Annotated in this window: 14 protein-coding genes; 4 read left to right on the plus strand and 10 right to left on the minus strand. The window is 65.9% G+C overall.

Translation table 11 applies throughout. The features are described 5' to 3' along the window. Positions 1–15 precede the first annotated feature (15 nt). A complete protein-coding gene (locus MasN3_RS09135) occupies positions 16–1284 on the minus strand; it encodes a nitronate monooxygenase (RefSeq protein ID WP_281913689.1) in 1269 nt (422 codons plus the stop codon). A 130-nt stretch (positions 1285–1414) separates the two neighbouring features. Continuing rightward, the gene (locus tag MasN3_RS09140; RefSeq protein ID WP_281913690.1) at positions 1415–1900 is read right to left on the minus strand and encodes a YajQ family cyclic di-GMP-binding protein; all 486 of its coding nucleotides are present in this window, start codon (positions 1898–1900) and stop codon (positions 1415–1417) included. Positions 1901–2047: 147 nt separating this feature from the next. Here MasN3_RS09140 and murB point away from each other — a divergent pair, with 147 nt between their 5' ends. Together murB and MasN3_RS09150 are read left to right on the plus strand one after the other, a co-directional pair. After that, on the plus strand, positions 2048–3076 hold the full coding sequence (gene murB, locus MasN3_RS09145; RefSeq protein ID WP_281913691.1) for a UDP-N-acetylmuramate dehydrogenase: 1029 nt from the start codon (positions 2048–2050) through the stop codon (positions 3074–3076). Positions 3077–3087: 11 nt separating this feature from the next. Continuing rightward, positions 3088–3804 (plus strand): SDR family oxidoreductase, encoded by a 717-nt coding sequence (locus MasN3_RS09150; RefSeq protein ID WP_281913693.1) that lies wholly within the window; start codon positions 3088–3090, stop codon positions 3802–3804. An 18-nt stretch (positions 3805–3822) separates the two neighbouring features. On the opposite strand, the gene MasN3_RS09155 is transcribed toward MasN3_RS09150, so the two are convergent. The 6 genes from MasN3_RS09155 to MasN3_RS09180 all read right to left on the minus strand — a co-directional run bounded on the left by MasN3_RS09155 (position 3823) and on the right by MasN3_RS09180 (position 11483). Continuing rightward, a complete protein-coding gene (locus MasN3_RS09155; RefSeq protein WP_281913695.1) occupies positions 3823–6456 on the minus strand; it encodes a sensor domain-containing protein in 2634 nt (877 codons plus the stop codon). A 98-nt stretch (positions 6457–6554) separates the two neighbouring features. Next, positions 6555–7787 carry an argininosuccinate synthase gene (locus MasN3_RS09160; RefSeq protein ID WP_027866212.1) on the minus strand — a complete coding sequence of 411 codons (1233 nt, stop codon included), beginning with the start codon at positions 7785–7787 and terminating at the stop codon, positions 6555–6557. Positions 7788–7891: 104 nt separating this feature from the next. Beyond that, complete coding sequence (argF, locus tag MasN3_RS09165; protein ID WP_281913697.1) at positions 7892–8818, minus strand: ornithine carbamoyltransferase; 927 nt, start codon at positions 8816–8818, stop codon at positions 7892–7894. Positions 8819–9004: 186 nt separating this feature from the next. Next, a complete protein-coding gene (gene rsgA / locus MasN3_RS09170; RefSeq protein WP_281913699.1) occupies positions 9005–9895 on the minus strand; it encodes a ribosome small subunit-dependent GTPase A in 891 nt (296 codons plus the stop codon). Further along, positions 9892–10224, minus strand: coding sequence for a 4a-hydroxytetrahydrobiopterin dehydratase (locus MasN3_RS09175; RefSeq protein WP_281913700.1), 333 nt, complete (start codon positions 10222–10224; stop codon positions 9892–9894). Before MasN3_RS09175 ends, rsgA begins: the two co-directional genes overlap by 4 nt. After that, entirely contained in the window at positions 10221–11483 is a 1263-nt protein-coding gene (locus MasN3_RS09180; RefSeq protein WP_281913701.1) for a M48 family metallopeptidase, read from the minus strand. The genes MasN3_RS09175 and MasN3_RS09180 overlap by 4 nt, the downstream gene beginning before the upstream one ends. A gap of 163 nt (positions 11484–11646) precedes the next feature. On the opposite strand from MasN3_RS09180, the gene orn reads away from it, so the two are divergent. Beyond that, entirely contained in the window at positions 11647–12237 is a 591-nt protein-coding gene (gene orn, locus MasN3_RS09185) for an oligoribonuclease (protein ID WP_281913702.1), read from the plus strand. A gap of 66 nt (positions 12238–12303) precedes the next feature. After that, positions 12304–14793 carry a hybrid sensor histidine kinase/response regulator gene (locus tag MasN3_RS09190; RefSeq protein ID WP_281913703.1) on the plus strand — a complete coding sequence of 830 codons (2490 nt, stop codon included), beginning with the start codon at positions 12304–12306 and terminating at the stop codon, positions 14791–14793. Here MasN3_RS09190 and MasN3_RS09195 read toward each other — a convergent pair. Together MasN3_RS09195 and MasN3_RS09200 are read right to left on the minus strand one after the other, a co-directional pair. Continuing rightward, positions 14786–15178 carry a VOC family protein gene (locus MasN3_RS09195; RefSeq protein WP_281913704.1) on the minus strand — a complete coding sequence of 131 codons (393 nt, stop codon included), beginning with the start codon at positions 15176–15178 and terminating at the stop codon, positions 14786–14788. The two genes, MasN3_RS09190 and MasN3_RS09195, sit on opposite strands and share 8 nt — an antisense overlap. A gap of 11 nt (positions 15179–15189) precedes the next feature. Further along, positions 15190–16146, minus strand: coding sequence for an MBL fold metallo-hydrolase (locus tag MasN3_RS09200; RefSeq protein ID WP_281913705.1), 957 nt, complete (start codon positions 16144–16146; stop codon positions 15190–15192). Positions 16147–16227: the final 81 nt, after the last annotated feature.

Here is a 16227-nt window from a genome sequence, read left to right on the forward strand (position 1 = left end):
CGTCTGGCGCGCCCGTCAGGCCGCAACGTGCTCCTGTTTCGGCGGCAGCGCGATCTGGTTGTCGACGCTGAACTGATAGTCCTCGAACACGTGCTGGGCCGACAGGATCTGGTAGCTGCCGTCCGCCAGGCGGTGGGTGGTGTCCTTCAGGCGGTAGGTGGTGTGGCCGCAGGTCCAGCAGTTGAAGTTGCGCATGTGGGTGCACAGGCAGGTCTTGTCGAACACCGTGATGTTCTTGCCGTCTGGACTGGCCTGCACTTCGCGGTTGTACGAGTTGATGTAGGCGCAGTTGCCGGTGGCGTCCAGCAGATAGCCATAGGATTCGCAGCCTGGGCGGATGCCGGAACCGATCGCCGGCGTGCTTTTCAGCATACGCATCGGGTAGCCGGTCGGCGAGACGCCGTTGACGATGATGTCTTCTTCGCTGGCGCGGAAGTATTCCTGCTTGACGTGGTCCGGCATGCCGCATTCGTGGGTGACGGTGAAGCGGGTCGCCACCTGCACGCCGCCGGCGCCTTTTTCCAGAAAGCCGGCCGCGTCGGTGCCGGTGAAGATGCCGCCCGCGGCGATCACCGGGATGTCGAGCTGCTCGGCGCGCATGTAGGCATGGACTTCGTCCATGATGGTGTGCAGGTCGTACTGCTTCCAGTCGTCGATGCCGAAGCCCAGGTGGCCGCCGGCCAGCGGGCCTTCGACGATGACGTAGTCGGGCAGGCGGTTCAGGCGCGAGACCTTTTTCAGGAACAGCTGCAGCGCGCGCACCGACGAAACGATGATGCCCAGGTAGGTAGAGCGGAAGCGCGGGTGATCCTTGATCAGCTCGAAGGAACCCAGGTGCAGGCCGGCCGACATGGTGATGCCGTCGATGCCGGCGTCCATCGCCGCCGACAGGCGGGTGCGCAGGGTTTCCTTGGGCGCGTTCATGGTCAGCTTTTCCATGCAGTTCACGAAGATCAGGCCATCGCCCTTCTTCGCTTCCATGGTCGAGCCCACGTGCAGGCGGGTCGCCTCGGCCAGGCGGTCCAGGTCGAACTGGACCACTGCCTTGTTCATGTTGTTGATGTTGAACTTGTAGAGCTTGGTCTTGTCCTTGACGAAGGTGGTGTCGAACTTGCGGTCCGACACGTCCTGCACCATCGCATCCGAGATGTGACCGATGCCGCCCAGGCGGGCGGCCTCGAGGGCCAGTTCCGAGGTCGAGATGTCCACGCCCATCCCGCCGATCATGATGGGCACATATTCCTTGTTGCCCAGTTTCAGGCGGAAATCATCAACACGTTTCATTGCAATCCTTAAACCGCCGTAGTTCCCTACGCGTACATATGCATCGACCAGCCGCGCTCCTGCGCGGCCGTCATTCTACCCCAAGGCGGGGCAGGGTTTGCGCAGCCGGATGACTGCGGGTGAGCTCGTTTTAGTCACGGAAGTTGTTGAAGGCCAGCGGCAGCTCCTGCACGTCCTTGCGCAGCAGGGCCATGGCAGCCTGCAGGTCGTCGCGCTTGGCGCCGGTGACGCGCACCGATTCGCCCTGGATGCTGGCCTGCACCTTCATCTTGCTTTCCTTGATGAGCTTGGTGATCTTCTTCGCGTCTTCGGTCTCGATGCCGTTGCGCACCTTGATGACCTGCTTGACCTTGTCGCCGCCGATCTTCTCGATCTTGCCTTCGTCGAGGAAGCGCACGTCGACCTTGCGCTTGGCCATCTTGTTGATCAGGACGTCCTTGACCTGGCCCAGCTGGAAATCGGAATCGGCGAACAGGGTCAGTTCCTTTTCCTTCTGCTCGACATTGGCCGAGCTGCCCTTGAAGTCGAAGCGGGTGGTGATTTCCTTGTTCGATTGTTCGACAGCATTCTTCACTTCGACCATGTCTGCTTCGCAGACGACATCAAACGATGGCATGGCGGTTTCCTTTTTTCTTGTAAAGCTAACTAGATGAATCCCTCTATTTTAACGGACAACCCCTTCCGCGGGCCATCACATTTACCCGGAAGGCAACGGTCCCGGGCATGCTTGCCCCTATAATGTCCAAAAAACACCCCTCACGCCATGCAAGCCGACCTGCCCATCCTCGACGATTATTCCCTCGCATCCCTGAACACCTTCCGCATTCCGGCGCGCGCCCGTCACTACCTGCGGGTGGATGGGGCGGCCCAGCTCGAGGCCGTGCGGCGCGACCCGGCGCTGGGCGCCCTGCCGCGCCTGGTGCTGGGCGGCGGCAGCAACATGCTGTTTACCCGCGACTTCGACGGCATCGTCCTGCACATGACGGGCCAGGGCAGGGAGGTGCTGGGCGAACAGGACGGCCGCATCCTGGTGCGGGCCCAGGCGGGCGAGAACTGGCACGCTTTCGTCGCGTGGACCCTGGCCCAGGGGCTGGGCGGGCTGGAAAACCTGTCCCTGATCCCCGGCACGGTCGGCGCGGCGCCGATCCAGAACGTGGGGGCGTACGGGACCGAAACCAGGGACGTCTTCCATTGCCTGACGGCCTACGACATGGCCAGCGGCGACGTGCGCACCCTGGACGCCGCCGCCTGCCGCTTCGCCTACCGCGACAGCCTGTTCAAGCATCCGGAAGGGCGCGAACTGGTGGTGCTGGACGTCACGTTCGCGCTGCCGGCGGCCTGGGTCCCGAACCTGCGCTACGCCGAGCTGGCCCGGGCGGTGGAAGAGGCCGGACTCACCGCGCCGACGCCGCAGGACATCGGGCGCACCGTCGAGGCGATCCGGCGCCGCAAGCTGCCCGACCCGGGCGAGATCGGCAATGCCGGCAGCTTCTTCAAGAATCCGGTGGTGAGCAGGGAACACTGCGCACGCTTGCTGGCCGAATTTCCGCAACTGGTGCACCATGCGCAGGCGGACGGCAGCGAGAAGCTGGCGGCCGGCTGGCTGATCGACCAGTGCGGCTGGAAGGGCCGGGCGCTGGGGGCTGCGGGCGTGTACCCGAAACAGGCGCTGGTGCTGGTCAACCTGGGCGGCGCCCGGGGCGAGGACGTGGTGCGGCTGGCGCGCGCGATCCAGGAAGACGTCAAGGCGCGCTATGGCGTGGCGCTGGAGCCGGAACCGGTATTCATTTAACGGAGGCGGGCATGATCAAGGCAGTCGTGACGGGCCACAGCCGTGGCCTGGGCGCCGCGGTGGCGGCGGAACTGGTGGCGCGCGGCATCCCCGTGCTGGGGCTGGCGCGCGGGCATGCGGAGATTGGGGAAGGGATGGAGCAGGCCGTGGTCGACCTGGGCGACGCGCAAGCACTGGGCGCCTGGCTGGGCGGGCACACGCTGCGCTCCTTCCTGGCCGGCTGCGACACGGCGCTGCTGGTCAACAATGCCGGCGTGGTGACGCCGGTCGGGCCGCTGGCCGAGCAGGACCCGGTGGCGGCGCTGCGCGCGGCCACGCTGAACGTCGGCGCGCCGCTGGCGCTATCAAGCGCTTTCGTGCAGGCCGCCCCGCAGGCCGAACGGCGCATCCTGCACATCTCGAGCGGGGCCGGGCGCAGCGCCTATCCGGGCTGGAGCGTCTACTGCGCCACCAAGGCCGCGCTCGACCAGCATGCGCGCGCGGTGGCGCTCGACGGCGACCCGTGGGTGCGCTGTGTCAGCCTGGCGCCGGGCGTGATCGATACCGACATGCAGGCCGAGATCCGGGCCACGCCGGACACGAAATTCCCGCTCAAGCAGCGCTTCGTCGACATGAAGGAGGGCGGGGTGCTGGTGTCGCCAAGTGACTGCGCGGTGAGGCTGGTGAACTGCCTGCTGGCGGAGCGCTTCGGGCACGAGCCGGTCGACGACCTGCGCAACAGCGCCTAGCGCAACAAGGCCTGGCAGCTACCAGGCCAGCATGGTCTCGAACAGGTCGGCCGGCACCGGCCGCGAGAACAGGTAGCCCTGCGCGTAGTCGCAGCCGGCGCGGCTCAGGGCCGCGCACTGCTCCGGCGTCTCCACTCCTTCGGCAATGACCTTCAGTCCCAGCTTGTGCGCCATGACGATGATGGTCTCGGTGATCGTGCGGCTGAAGTTGTCGTGCACCAGTTCCTTCACAAAAGACTGGTCGATCTTCAGGTAGTCGATGTCGAGGCGCTTCAGGTAGCTCATCGAGGAATAGCCGGTGCCGAAATCGTCGATCGACACCTGCATGCCGCTCGACTGCAGGGCCGCCAGCTTGGCCAGCACGGTGTCCGACAGGTTCAGCAGCAGGCCTTCGGTGATCTCGACGTTGATGCAGCGCGCTCCCAGGCGGATCTCGTCCAGGTAGGCCACCCAGTCGGCGCAATCGGCCTGGGTCTGGGTCTGGGTCTGGAATTGCACCGGCGACTTGTTGATGCTGACCTGGAAGTCGCGCCCCAGCATGTCCGACCAGCGCTTCGAATAGTGGGCCGCGGTGCGGAACACCCAGTCGCCGATCTCGTGAATCAGGCCGGATTCCTCCGCCACGCCGATGAAGGTGTCCGGCGACAGCAGGGCCCCGGAAGCATGGCGCCAGCGCAGCAGGGCCTCGGCCTTGACGATCCGGTTCGAGGACAGGTCGACGATCGGCTGGAAATACAGTTCGAGCTGCTCGCCGGGGACGGCATTGCGCAGCTCGGCGAGCAGCTTGAGGCGCCGGATCGCGGCCGCCTGCATGTTCGCCTCGAAGAAGGTCAGCTGGTTGCGCCCGCCTGACTTGGAGCGGTACATCGCGTGGTCGGCGTTGCGCATCAGTTCCTCCGGATCGCGCGCGTCCTCGGGGTAGCGGGCGATGCCGATGCTGCCGGCGATGTACAGGAGTTCCTGCTGGATCGGAAAGGGCTGGGCGAGCGCATCGAGGATTGCCTGCGCCACCGCCTCGACGTGGGCCAGTTCGCGCGTTTCGCTCAGGATCACCGTGAATTCGTCGCCGCCGAGGCGCGCCACGGTGTCGCCCTTGCGCACGCAGGCCCGGATGCGCTGCGCCGCCTCGACCAGCAGCAGGTCGCCGGCGTCGTGGCCGAGCAGGTCGTTGACTTCCTTGAAGCGGTCGAGGTCGATGAACAGCAGCGCGACTTCGCCGCGCTCGTCCTCGGCGCGCCGGATCGCGTGCTCGAGGCGGTCGCGGAACAGGGCCCGGTTGGGCAGGCCGGTCAGGGTATCGTAGTGGGCGCGCCGTTCCAGCTTCTCGGTGAACTGGCGGATGGTCTCTTCGCTGTGCTTGCGGCTGCTGATGTCGTCGATGAAGCCGTACCAGATAGTGCCGCCATCGAGGCCCGGGGAGGGCGTCGCGATCACTTCGCGCCAGCAGTGGCCGCCGTCGGGAAGCTCGACCTGGAATTCGGCCCGCAGCGGCTGCATCCCGGCGGCCGAGCGCTCCAGGGCGCGGCGCAGGCGCACCCGGTGCTGCGGCACGATGCGCGCCGCCAGGCAGCCGAGGTCGGCCTGGATGGCGCTTGGCGCCAGTTCGAACAGGGTGTGCGCCATGTCGCTGATGAAGGGGCAGGCGAAGCTGCCGTCGGCGCGGTGCTCCAGTTCGAACAGGGCGCCCGGGACCTGCTGCGCCAGCTGGGCGAGCCGCTCATGGCTCTTCTCCAGCGCCTGCCGCATGCGGTAGGCCTCGGTGATGTCGGTGATGGTGCCGATCATGCGCAGCGGCTGCCCCTGCGCATCGCGTGCGACGATGCTGCCGCGCGAGCGCACCCGGATCCAGTCGCCGGTGAAGCGGCGGATCCGGTATTCGCAGGTGTAGAGCGCTTCGTTGCCGGCCAGGTAGCGCTCGATGCAGCGCCGCACGTGGGCGTTGTCGTCGGGGTGGATGCGGCTGGTCCAGATCTTCGGCGTGGCGCCGTCCGGGTTGCCGCTGGCGCCCATGATCTCCTTCCACTTGGCCGAGAAGGTGACCGAATTCTCGTCCATCCGCCAGTCCCAGACACCTTCGCCGGTCCCGTTCAGGGCCAGCACCAGTCGCTCTTCCTCGCGCCGCAGCGACTCGGCCAGCCGCCCCTGGGTGGCGAAGGCTTCCTCCAGCGCACGGTGGGCCTGCTGCAGCTTTTCCTCGCGGTTGATGACGTCGGAAATGTCGTGCACGGTGCCGACCAGGTCGGTGCAGCGGCCCGCGGCGTCGAACACCGGCGTGATCGAGACCCGTCCGACCTTGCGGCCGGCCGGATAGTCGCTGTGCTCTTCCCAGCGCTGGATCTGGCCGCTGCGGATCGCGTTGCGGTAATGCTCGAGCACGATCGACAGCGAGGGTTCGGGGATGACTTCGTCGACGGTCTTGCCGATGACCTGCTCGGGCGTGAGGTGGGTGGTCTTGTAGAAGGCCGGGTTCACGTAGGTGAAGCGAAAGGTGTCCGTTCCCTCGACCGCGTACTGGTAGACGACGTCCTCGATGTTGCGGTAGATGATGGCGATCGCGTCGGCCTGGGGCGTGGCCGGCCGCGCGGAGGATTCGCCCGCGGCGCCGGCGCCGGGGTGCGCCTGGATATTGCCTGTGTCGTTGTCGGGATGCATGCGCGTTGTTGAGAGGGCAATGGTGCCATTCTAGCGCGGATGGGACAGGCCACGAAAAAAGCCGCCTGATGAGGCGGCTTTCGAGAGGGAAATAAAGCTTACTTGCCGCGTGCCGCGCGCGCTTTGGCAGCGATGCGCATGCGCAGCGCGTTCAGCTTGATGAAGCCGCCCGCGTCCGCCTGGTTGTAGGCGCCGCCGTCTTCATCGAAGGTGGCGATGTTCATGTCGAACAGCGAATCGGTCTTCGAATCGCGCGACACCACGATCACGTTGCCCTTGTAGAGCTTCACGCGCACCCAGCCGTTCACGGTCTGCTGGGTGTGGTCGATCAGGGTCTGCAGCGCGACGCGCTCCGGCGCCCACCAGTAGCCGTTATAGATCAGCGACGCATAGCGCGGCATCAGGTCGTCCTTCAGGTGCGCGACTTCGCGGTCCAGGGTAATCGATTCGATCGCACGGTGGGCCTTGAGCATGATGGTGCCGCCCGGGGTCTCGTAGCAGCCGCGCGACTTCATGCCGACGTAGCGATTTTCCACTAAGTCGAGCCGGCCGATGCCGTGCTTGCCGCCCAGGCGGTTCAGCTCGGTCAGGACTTCGGCGGCGCTCATGCGCTTGCCGTTCAGGGCCACGATGTCGCCCTTTTCGTATTCGATGTCGAGGTACTCGGCTTCGTTCGGCGCCTGCTCGGGCGACACCGACCAGCGCCACATCGATTCCTCGGCTTCCGCGCTCGGGTTCTCCAGGTGGCGGCCTTCAAAACTGATGTGCAGCAGGTTGGCGTCCATCGAGTAGGGCGCGCCGCCGTTCTTGTGCTTCATGTCGATCTCGATGCCGGCATCTTCCGCGTACTTCAGCAGCTTCTCGCGCGACAGCAGGTCCCACTCGCGCCACGGGGCGATGATCTTGACGTCGGGTTTCAGCGCGTAGGCGCCCAGTTCGAAACGCACCTGGTCGTTGCCCTTGCCGGTCGCGCCGTGCGAGATGGCGTCGGCGCCGGTCTCGTTGGCGATCTCGATCAGACGCTTGGCGATCAGCGGACGCGCGATCGAGGTGCCCAGCAGGTATTCGCCTTCGTACACGGTATTGGCGCGGAACATCGGGAACACGAAGTCGCGCACGAATTCTTCGCGCACGTCGTCGATGTAGATGTTTTCGGGCTTGATGCCGAACTTGATCGCCTTGGCGCGCGCAGGCTCCAGTTCTTCGCCCTGGCCGAGGTCGGCGGTGAAGGTGACGATTTCGCAGTTGTAGTGATCCTGCAGCCATTTGAGGATGACCGAGGTATCGAGGCCGCCGGAGTAGGCAAGGACTACTTTTTTAATGTCGCTCATGGAAGATTCCAGTGTGGAGGGGGAGGTGGGATCGGGATGGTCAGCCGGCCCGCCTGTGGAAGCAAGGGGCCGACGATCAAACTAAGGGTTGTGGGTGATGAAAATTAGTTGTCTTCGATGCGGCCGAGCAGCAGGTATTCGATCAGCGCCTTCTGCACGTGCAGGCGGTTTTCCGCCTCGTCCCAGACCACCGATTGCGGGCCGTCGATGACGCCGGCCGATACTTCTTCGCCGCGGTGCGCCGGCAGGCAGTGCATGAACAGCGCGTCCGGGGCGGCGCGCGCCATCTTGGCTTCGTCCACGATGAAGCCGTCGAAGGCCTTCATGCGCTCGGCGTTTTCCTTCTCGTAGCCCATGCTGGTCCAGACGTCGGTGTTGACCAGGTGCGCGCCTTCGCAGGCGCTAGAGGGGTTGTCGAACAGGGTGTAGCGCTGGGTGGACACGAGCTTCGGATCCAGGTCGTAGCCCTTCGGGGTCGAGACGTTCAGGTGGAAGCCGAACACCTCGGCCGCCTGCAGCCAGGAGTACAGCATGTTGTTGGCGTCGCCGATCCAGGCCACCGTCTTGCCGGCGATCGGGCCGCGGTGCTCGTAGAAGGTGAAGATGTCGGCCAGCACCTGGCAGGGGTGGTGTTCGTTGGTCAGGCCGTTGATGACCGGGACGCGCGAATGCGCCGCGAAGCGCTCGATGATGTCCTGGCCGAAGGTGCGCACCATGATGATGTCGCACATGCGCGACATGACCTGGCCCGCGTCTTCCACCGGCTCGCCGCGGCCCAGCTGGCTGTCGCGGGTGTTCAGGTAGATCGCCGCGCCGCCCAGCTGGTGCATGCCGGCCTCGAAAGAGAGGCGGGTACGGGTCGAGCTCTTCTCGAACACCATCACCAGGGTGCGGTCGACCAGCGGGTGGTAGACCTCGTAGGCCTTGAACTTGCGCTTGATGACCTTCGCGCGCTCGATGACGTATTCGAATTCATCCAGCGAGAAGTCGGAGAACTGCAGGAAATGCTTGATGGGCTTTGCGACTGGCATATCGTCTGTGCGTCTTTGCTTGAGTGTTATCCCTTGAATTATAAGGGTTTTTGCTTTCCGTAGGGTGGGCGGCTCTGCCGCCCACCGGTGATTGTTATCGGTGGAACATCCGCGCGGGCTGATCTTGCACTGATTGACCGCGTGGGCGGAACCCGCCCACCCTACAACGGCCTGACTCGTCTATGATTAATACAGAGTCTGCGATGATTCGTGCAGCAACTGCGCATACAGCTCGTGGCGCATCTTCGCGATCCGGCCTTCCCCGACCGCGCCCAGCACCGCGCATTGCGGCTCGGCCAGGTGGCGGCAGTTGTAGTACTTGCAACCGCCGAGATAAGGCTTGAACTCGACGAAGGCGCGTTCCAGCATGCCTTCGGTCAGGTGGTACAGCCCGAATTCCTGGAAGCCCGGCGAATCGATGATCGAGGCGCCGCCGGGCAGCCAGTACAGGCGGGTAAACGTGGTGGTGTGCTTGCCGGTGTCCAGGGCTTCCGAGATCTCGCGCACGGCGATGTCGGCGTCCGGCACCAGCAGGTTGATCAGGGACGACTTGCCCATGCCCGACTGGCCGATGAAGATCGACGATTGCCCGGCCAGCAGCGGCATCAGGGTCTCGACCGCGTGCTCCGGACGGGCGCGCGCCGACAGCTCGTGCACCGGATAGCCGAGCGCGCCATACAGGCCGGCGCGCTCGCGGGCGCGCGCCAGCGGCGGCTCCACGTCGACCTTGTTCAGGATGATGTGGGCCTCGATGCCGGCCGCCTCGGCCGCCACCAGGGCGCGCGAGACCAGGTCGTCGGCGAAGCTCGGCTCGGTGGCGACGACGATGAACAGGCGCGAGATGTTCGCCGCCAGCAGTTTCGACTTGTACTGGTCGGAGCGGTACAGCAGGGTGGTGCGCTCGGCGATCTTTTCGATCACGGCCTGGTCGTTCGACGTGCGCTTGAGAATCACGACGTCGCCCACCGCCACATTGGTCTTCTTGCCGCGCGTGACGCACTGCAGCTTCTCGCCGTCGGCGTCGGCCAGGTAATGGCGGCCATGGGCCGCGATGATGGTTGCGGTCAATTCGCTCATGCGCCCGGGCCCTGCACGTAGATGGCATCCGCCCGGGCGGCGCAGATGAAGTCGTTGTCGCTCAGGGCGCCGCCGGCCGAATGGGTGGTGTAGGCAAGCCGGCAGCGGCGGTAGCCGACCGTCATTTCGGGATGATGGTTCTGCTGCTCGGCCATTGCGGCGATGGCATTCACGAAGGCGATCGTCGCGCGGTCGTCGGCGAAGGTGTAGTCACGGACGATGCTGCCGCCCTCGGCCTGCCATTCGGGCAGGTCGAGCAGGCGCGCCCCGATCGTGGCTGGGTCCAGCGCGGCTGCGCCGTGGATGCAGTGTTGGTGGATGAGCTTCATGCGGCCGCCATGGTCAGGTGTTTCACCCGCACCGAGGCCGGCGGGTGCGAATCGTAGAAGGCCGAATGCAAGGGGTCCGGCGTCAGGGTCGAGGCGTTGTCTTCGTACATCTTGACCAGGGCCGAGACCAGGTGGCTGCTATCGGTATGCTTTGCGGCGAAGGCGTCGGCCTCGAATTCGTGCTTGCGCGACGTGATGGAACCGAGCGGCGAGAGCACGAAGGTGAACACCGGCAGCACCAGCGCGAACAGGATCAGGGCCATGCCGTCGTTCGACGCGTTCATCATCGGCAGCACGCCCAGGCCGGTGTAGAACCAGGCCTGGTTCTTCAGGTAGCCCAGTAGCGCCAGGAAGGCCAGCGACAGGGCGAACATCACCATGATGCGCTTGACGATGTGGCGCAGCTTGAAGTGGCCCAGTTCGTGCGCCAGCACGGCTTCGATCTCGTGCGGATCGAGGCGCGACAGCAGGGTGTCGAAGAAGACGATGCGCTTGTTCGACCCGAAACCGGAGAAGTAGGCGTTGCCATGCGCGCTGCGCTTGCTGCCGTCCATCACGAACAAACCTTTCGAGGCGAAGCCGACGCGCGCCATCAGGCCTTCGATGCGTTCCTTGAGACTGGCGTCCTGCAGCGGGGTGAACTTGTTGAACATGGGGGCGATCACGCTCGGGTAGAGCACCATCATCAACAGCTGGAAGCCGCTCCACACGCACCAGGCCCACAGCCACCACAGGTCGCCGCTTCGCTCCATCAGCGCCAGGATCACCCACAGCAGCGGCAGGCCGATCACGGCGCCGAGCAGCAGGCCCTTGCACATGTCGGCGATCCACAGGCCGGGCGTCATCTTGTTGAAGCCGAAGCGCTGTTCCAGCACGAACTGGCGGTACCAGTCGAAGGGCAGGTCGAGCAGGCCGGACACCACGGCAAAGGCCACCACCAGGGCCATCTGGTGCGCCATGCCCGGGCCGGTGAGGCCGAGCAGGGACATCGACAAGGCCTGCAATCCGCCCAGCAGGGTAAAGCCGATCAGCACCACGCCGCCCCACAGCATCGAGGCGATGCCGAGCCGGGTCCTGGCCACGGTGTAGTCGGCCGCCTTCTGGTGCGCCGCCAGCGGCACCTTTGGCGCAAACTCGGCCGGTACGCTGGCGCGGTGGCGCAGCACGTGCCGGATGTGCCGGTTGGCCAGCCAGAAGCGCACGCCCAAGGTCAGCGCAAAGAATACGACGAACAAAACCGAAAACCCGAGTGAAGACATGCTGTGCCTGTGAGAAAATGCAGGATTACGCGAACAACTCAACGCGTCTAACAAAACCGCCAGGGCAAGGCGCACCGTCGAAGACAGTACGCTAGTACGGCGAGACGGTGCAACGCCGCCATGGTGGGAATTGTTAGGCGCGTAAATGAACCAAGAGAGAATTATGTCACAAGCTACACAAACCGAAGGCACAGGCGCAGGCGCGGCCGTCCGTCCGAACGAGTTCAACCTGGTCTGGGTCGACATGGAAATGACCGGCCTGGACCCGGACAACGACCGCATCATCGAAGTGGCCGTGATCGTCACCGATCCGGAGCTGAACGTCATCGCCGAAGGTCCGGTCTTCGCCATCCACCAGTCGGACGAGACCCTGGACAAGATGGACAACTGGAACAAGGGCACCCATGGCCGCTCGGGCCTGATCGACCGCGTCAGGGCCTCGACCGTGACCGAAGCCCAGGCCGAGCTGGAACTGATCGCCTTCCTGAAAAAGTATGTCCCGGCCAACAAGTCACCGATGTGCGGCAACTCGATCTGCCAGGACCGCCGCTTCATGGCGCGCGGCATGCCGAAGCTGGAAGCCTTCTTCCACTACCGTAACCTGGACGTGTCGACCCTGAAGGAGCTGTGCCGCCGCTGGAAGCCCGAGCTCGCCTCCGGCTTCAAGAAGCACCAGAAGCACACCGCGCTGGCCGACATCGTCGAGTCGATCGAAGAGCTGCGCTACTACCGCGAGCACTTCATCAAAGTCTGATATGCATGGTTTGCCTGTCTTGCAGAAATGCATCTCAGGCAATAAAAGCTGTGCGACAATCGGCCCATGTCCTCTCCCACGCACACGATCGATGACGGCATGCGCATGCGCATCCGCCGTCATGACTGGAGCCAGACCCCGCTCGGTCCGCCCGGGGAATGGCCGCCGGCGCTGCGCACGGCCGTGGACATGGTGCTGCACTCGGCCTTCCCGATGTTCCTGGCCTGGGGGCCGGACCTGATCTTCCTCTACAACGACGCCTACGTGCCGCTGCTCGGGCAAAAGCACGGGCGCGCGCTCGGCGAACCCTTCCGCGACCTGTGGTCCGAGGTCTGGAAGGACATGGTGCCGCTGATCGACCGCGCCCTGTCGGGCAAACCGGTCTACTTCGAAGACATGCCGATGACCGTGATGCGGCGCGGCTATCCGGAGCGGGCCAGCTTCACCTTCTCGCATGCGCCCCTGATCGGCGACGACGGCCAGGTGGCGGGCCTGTTCTGCACCGTGATGGAAACCACGCGCCGCGTCGCCAGCGAGCGCCGCGCGGCCTTCGAGCTTACCGTCTCCGATGCGCTGCGTCCGCTTGCCTCGAGCGAGGAAGTCATCGCCACCGCCAGCGCGCTGCTGGGCGGCGAGCTGCACGCGGACCGGGTGGTGTACGCCGAGATGAACGACGCCACCGGGCGCTTCTCGGTGCCGCGCTGGTGGTCGCGCGACGGCCGCCAATGGACCCAGCCCAGTTTCAGCCTCGACGAATTCGGCCCCGCGGTGGGCGCGGCGCTGCGCGCGGGCGACGTGGTGCGCATCCACGACAGCGCGCGCGACGTGCGCACCATCGGCTACCGCAGCGCCTACATCGCCGACCGCATCGGTGCGCTGCTGGTGGTGCCGCTGGTCAAATCCGGCCGGCTGACGGCCTGCCTCGGGATCGACTGCGTGCTTGCGCGCCACTGGAGCGACGACGACCTGCAGCTGGCGCGCGATGTCGCCGAGCGCACCTGGGGGGCGGCCGAGACCGCGCGCGCCCAGGCCGCGCTGCGCGCCGAACGCGACCGCAGCCGCAACATCTTCGACACCATCGCCGAAGGCTTCGCCGTGTTCGACGCCGACTGGAACATCGTCGAGATGAACGCCGAGGGCCTGCGCCTGTGCCGGGTGAAGGCGGAAGAGACGATCGGGCGCAGCCACTGGGATGTTTTTCCGCACACGGTCGACATGGAGCTGGGCCGGATGTACCGCGAAGTCATGCAAACCCGGGTGGCATCGGCCGCGATCTATTCGTATCCTTTCCCGGACGGCCAGCGCATCTGGACCGAGGTGCGCGCTTACCCGATGCCGGACGGCAGCATCGCCTCCTTCTTCCGCGACATCACCGACCGCAAGCTGGCCGAGGAAAAACTGGTCGAGGCCGACCGCCGCAAGGACGAATTTCTGGCCATGCTGGCGCACGAGCTGCGCAACCCGCTGGCGCCGATCAGCGCCGCCGCCGAGCTGCTGCGCATCGGCACGCTCGGCGAGGAGCGGGTGCGCCAGAGCAGCAACATCATCGGGCGCCAGGTGCGCCACATGACGCGCCTGGTGGACGATCTGCTGGATGTCTCGCGCGTGACGCGCGGCCTGATCACGCTCGAGCGGGCCGAGGTCGGCATGCGCGGCGTGGTGCAGGAAGCGGTGGAGCAGGTCAGGCCGGCGATCGACGCCAGGCGCCAGCGCCTGTCGGTGCACCTGCCGCCCTCGTGGGCGCAGGTAGAAGGCGACAAGGCGCGCCTGGTGCAGGTGGTGGCCAATGTGCTCGGCAACGCCACCAAGTACACACCGGAAGGGCGCGCGATCGACCTGCGGGCCGAGGTGCGGGGCGAGGGCGGCAAGGGCGTGCTGGTGATCGGCGTGCGTGACGAAGGCATCGGCATGGACCGCGAACTGAGCGCCAGGGTGTTCGACCTGTTCGCGCAGGGCGAGCGTTCGTCCGACCGTTCCCAGGGCGGCCTGGGCCTGGGGCTGGCGCTGGTGCGCAACCTGGTCGAGCTGCACGGCGGCATGGTCGGCTGTTCGAGCCCGGGACCGGGCAAGGGCAGCAGCTTCGTCATCACGCTGCCGCTGCTGCCGGAAGCCGTGTCCGCCCCGCGGCAGCAAGGGCCGGCGCCCGCGCCGGCGGCGCAGGCCGGGGTCTTGCGCGTGCTGGTGGTGGATGACAACGTGGATGCCGCCGAGACGCTCGGCCTGCTGCTGGCGGCCCACGGCCACGAGGTGGTGGTCGAGCACGAGCCGCTGCGGGCGCTGGAGCGCGCCCGGCGGGTGGCGCCCGACGTCTGCCTGCTCGACATCGGCCTGCCCGGGATGGATGGCCACGAACTGGCGCGGCGCCTGCGCGCCCAGCCGGAAACCGCGGCCAGCATGCTGGTGGCCATCACCGGCTACGGCCAGCAGCAGGACCGCGACGCGGCCTTCGCCGCGGGCTTCCAGCACCACCTGGTCAAGCCGGTCGACGTCGACGCGCTGGCGCGCCTGCTGGAGGGCGTACAGGCGGCGCCGCAGGACGCCCGGGTGCCTACTTGACGCGGTAGGCTGCGCAGAGCTTGTTGCCGTCCGGGTCGCGCACGTAGGCAAGGTAGATGTTGCCCAGGCTGATCTCGCGCAGGCCCGGCGCTTCCTCGATCGAGGTGCCGCCATGGGCCACGGCGACGTCATGGAATTCCCGCACCTGCTCGGGCGAACTGCACTTGAAGCCGATGGTGCCGCCGTTGGCCGGCGTCGCCGGCTCGCCGTTGATCGGCTCGCTGATGCCGAAGCTGCTGCCTTCGTGGCGATAGAACAGCCGCTTGTGGCCGCTCGGCGCCTCGTTGCGGAAACCCTCGCCCGCACCCAGGACGCCCAGGACGGCATCGTAAAAACGTTTCGAGCGCTCGATATCGTTCGAGCCGACCATGACGTGATTCAGCATTGTCTTTCCTTTCAGCGCATCTGGGTGTAGTTGACCGGGACGTAGCGGTAGCCCTTGCCTTCGGTGTGCAGGTAGCCCAGGCCCGGGAACTGCAGGTGGGCGCCGCCGATCATGTAGCCGCCCTTGGCCGCGGCGTCGAATTCCTTCTTGCGGGTGGCGGCGGCGGCCTTCTGGTCGCCGTCGAACTGGATGGTCACGGCCGGGTTTTCCATCTGCACCGCCGCCACGTGGATCAGGTCGCCGATCACGAGCAGCTTCTGGCCGCCGCTTTCGACCAGGTAGCTGGTATGGCCCGGGGTGTGGCCGCCGGTCGGATTCGCGCGGATGCCCGGCACCAGTTCAGCGCTGCCTTCGAAAGGCTTGAAGCGGCCGGCCTTCACGTAGGGGCCGAGCGCGGCCTGGGCGCCCTTGAACGTGTCCTTGTCCTTGGCCTTGTCCATGTTCACCTGGCTCAGCCAATGGTCCGATTCCAGCTTGTTGGCGCGCACGATGGCCTTGCTGAACACGGCCGCCGAGTCCTTCACCAGGCCGCCGGCGTGGTCGCCGTGGAAATGGGTCAGGTAGATCTCGTCGACCTGGTCCGGCGTGTAGCCGGCCGCTTTCATGTTCGCCACCAGCTTGCCCAGGGTCGGGCCGAAGAAGGAGCCGGCGCCGGTGTCGATCAGGACCAGCTTGCCGCCGGTGTTGATGAGGTAGGCATTGTCCGAGGTTTCCAGCATCGGCTTCAGGTGCGCCCTGGCCAGGGTCTCCCGGGTTTTCTTCGGATCCTGGGCCAGCAGCTGGTCGACCGGCAGGTCCACGGTGCCGTCCGACAGCGGGGTGATCTCGAACTGGCCCAGCATCATGCGCGACCAGCCCGGGGCCGGGGTTTTCGCCATCGGGGCAGCGGCCAGGGCCGGGGTGGCAATGCAGATTGCCAGTGCGGCGGCCGCCAGCGTGGACAGGGTGCGTCGTGGAATGGTGTTCATCGTGGGTCCTCGTTGTTGGTTGCTGCGGCAAGCCGGCCGCAGTGCGTTGCTTATCCTACATGATTGCTTGTCGGAATGCTT

It is taken from the genome of Massilia varians (assembly GCF_027923905.1).
GTDB lineage: Bacteria > Pseudomonadota > Gammaproteobacteria > Burkholderiales > Burkholderiaceae_D > Telluria > Telluria varians_B.

What these genes read in the sequence shown, in the direction of transcription:
- MasN3_RS09150 (WP_281913693.1), top strand. Translation starts at nt 3,088, where the DNA reads ATGATCAAGGCAGTCGTGACGGGCCACAGCCGTGGCCTGGGCGCCGCG.
- MasN3_RS09180 (WP_281913701.1), bottom strand. Translation starts at nt 11,483, where the DNA reads ATGTCTTCACTCGGGTTTTCGGTTTTGTTCGTCGTATTCTTTGCGCTG.
- murB (WP_281913691.1), top strand. Translation starts at nt 2,048, where the DNA reads ATGCAAGCCGACCTGCCCATCCTCGACGATTATTCCCTCGCATCCCTG.
- MasN3_RS09195 (WP_281913704.1), bottom strand. Translation starts at nt 15,178, where the DNA reads ATGCTGAATCACGTCATGGTCGGCTCGAACGATATCGAGCGCTCGAAA.
- MasN3_RS09175 (WP_281913700.1), bottom strand. Translation starts at nt 10,224, where the DNA reads ATGAAGCTCATCCACCAACACTGCATCCACGGCGCAGCCGCGCTGGAC.
- MasN3_RS09135 (WP_281913689.1), bottom strand. Translation starts at nt 1,284, where the DNA reads ATGAAACGTGTTGATGATTTCCGCCTGAAACTGGGCAACAAGGAATAT.
- MasN3_RS09200 (WP_281913705.1), bottom strand. Translation starts at nt 16,146, where the DNA reads ATGAACACCATTCCACGACGCACCCTGTCCACGCTGGCGGCCGCCGCA.
- orn (WP_281913702.1), top strand. Translation starts at nt 11,647, where the DNA reads ATGTCACAAGCTACACAAACCGAAGGCACAGGCGCAGGCGCGGCCGTC.
- argF (WP_281913697.1), bottom strand. Translation starts at nt 8,818, where the DNA reads ATGCCAGTCGCAAAGCCCATCAAGCATTTCCTGCAGTTCTCCGACTTC.
- rsgA (WP_281913699.1), bottom strand. Translation starts at nt 9,895, where the DNA reads ATGAGCGAATTGACCGCAACCATCATCGCGGCCCATGGCCGCCATTAC.
- MasN3_RS09140 (WP_281913690.1), bottom strand. Translation starts at nt 1,900, where the DNA reads ATGCCATCGTTTGATGTCGTCTGCGAAGCAGACATGGTCGAAGTGAAG.
- MasN3_RS09155 (WP_281913695.1), bottom strand. Translation starts at nt 6,456, where the DNA reads ATGCATCCCGACAACGACACAGGCAATATCCAGGCGCACCCCGGCGCC.
- MasN3_RS09190 (WP_281913703.1), top strand. Translation starts at nt 12,304, where the DNA reads ATGTCCTCTCCCACGCACACGATCGATGACGGCATGCGCATGCGCATC.
- MasN3_RS09160 (WP_027866212.1), bottom strand. Translation starts at nt 7,787, where the DNA reads ATGAGCGACATTAAAAAAGTAGTCCTTGCCTACTCCGGCGGCCTCGAT.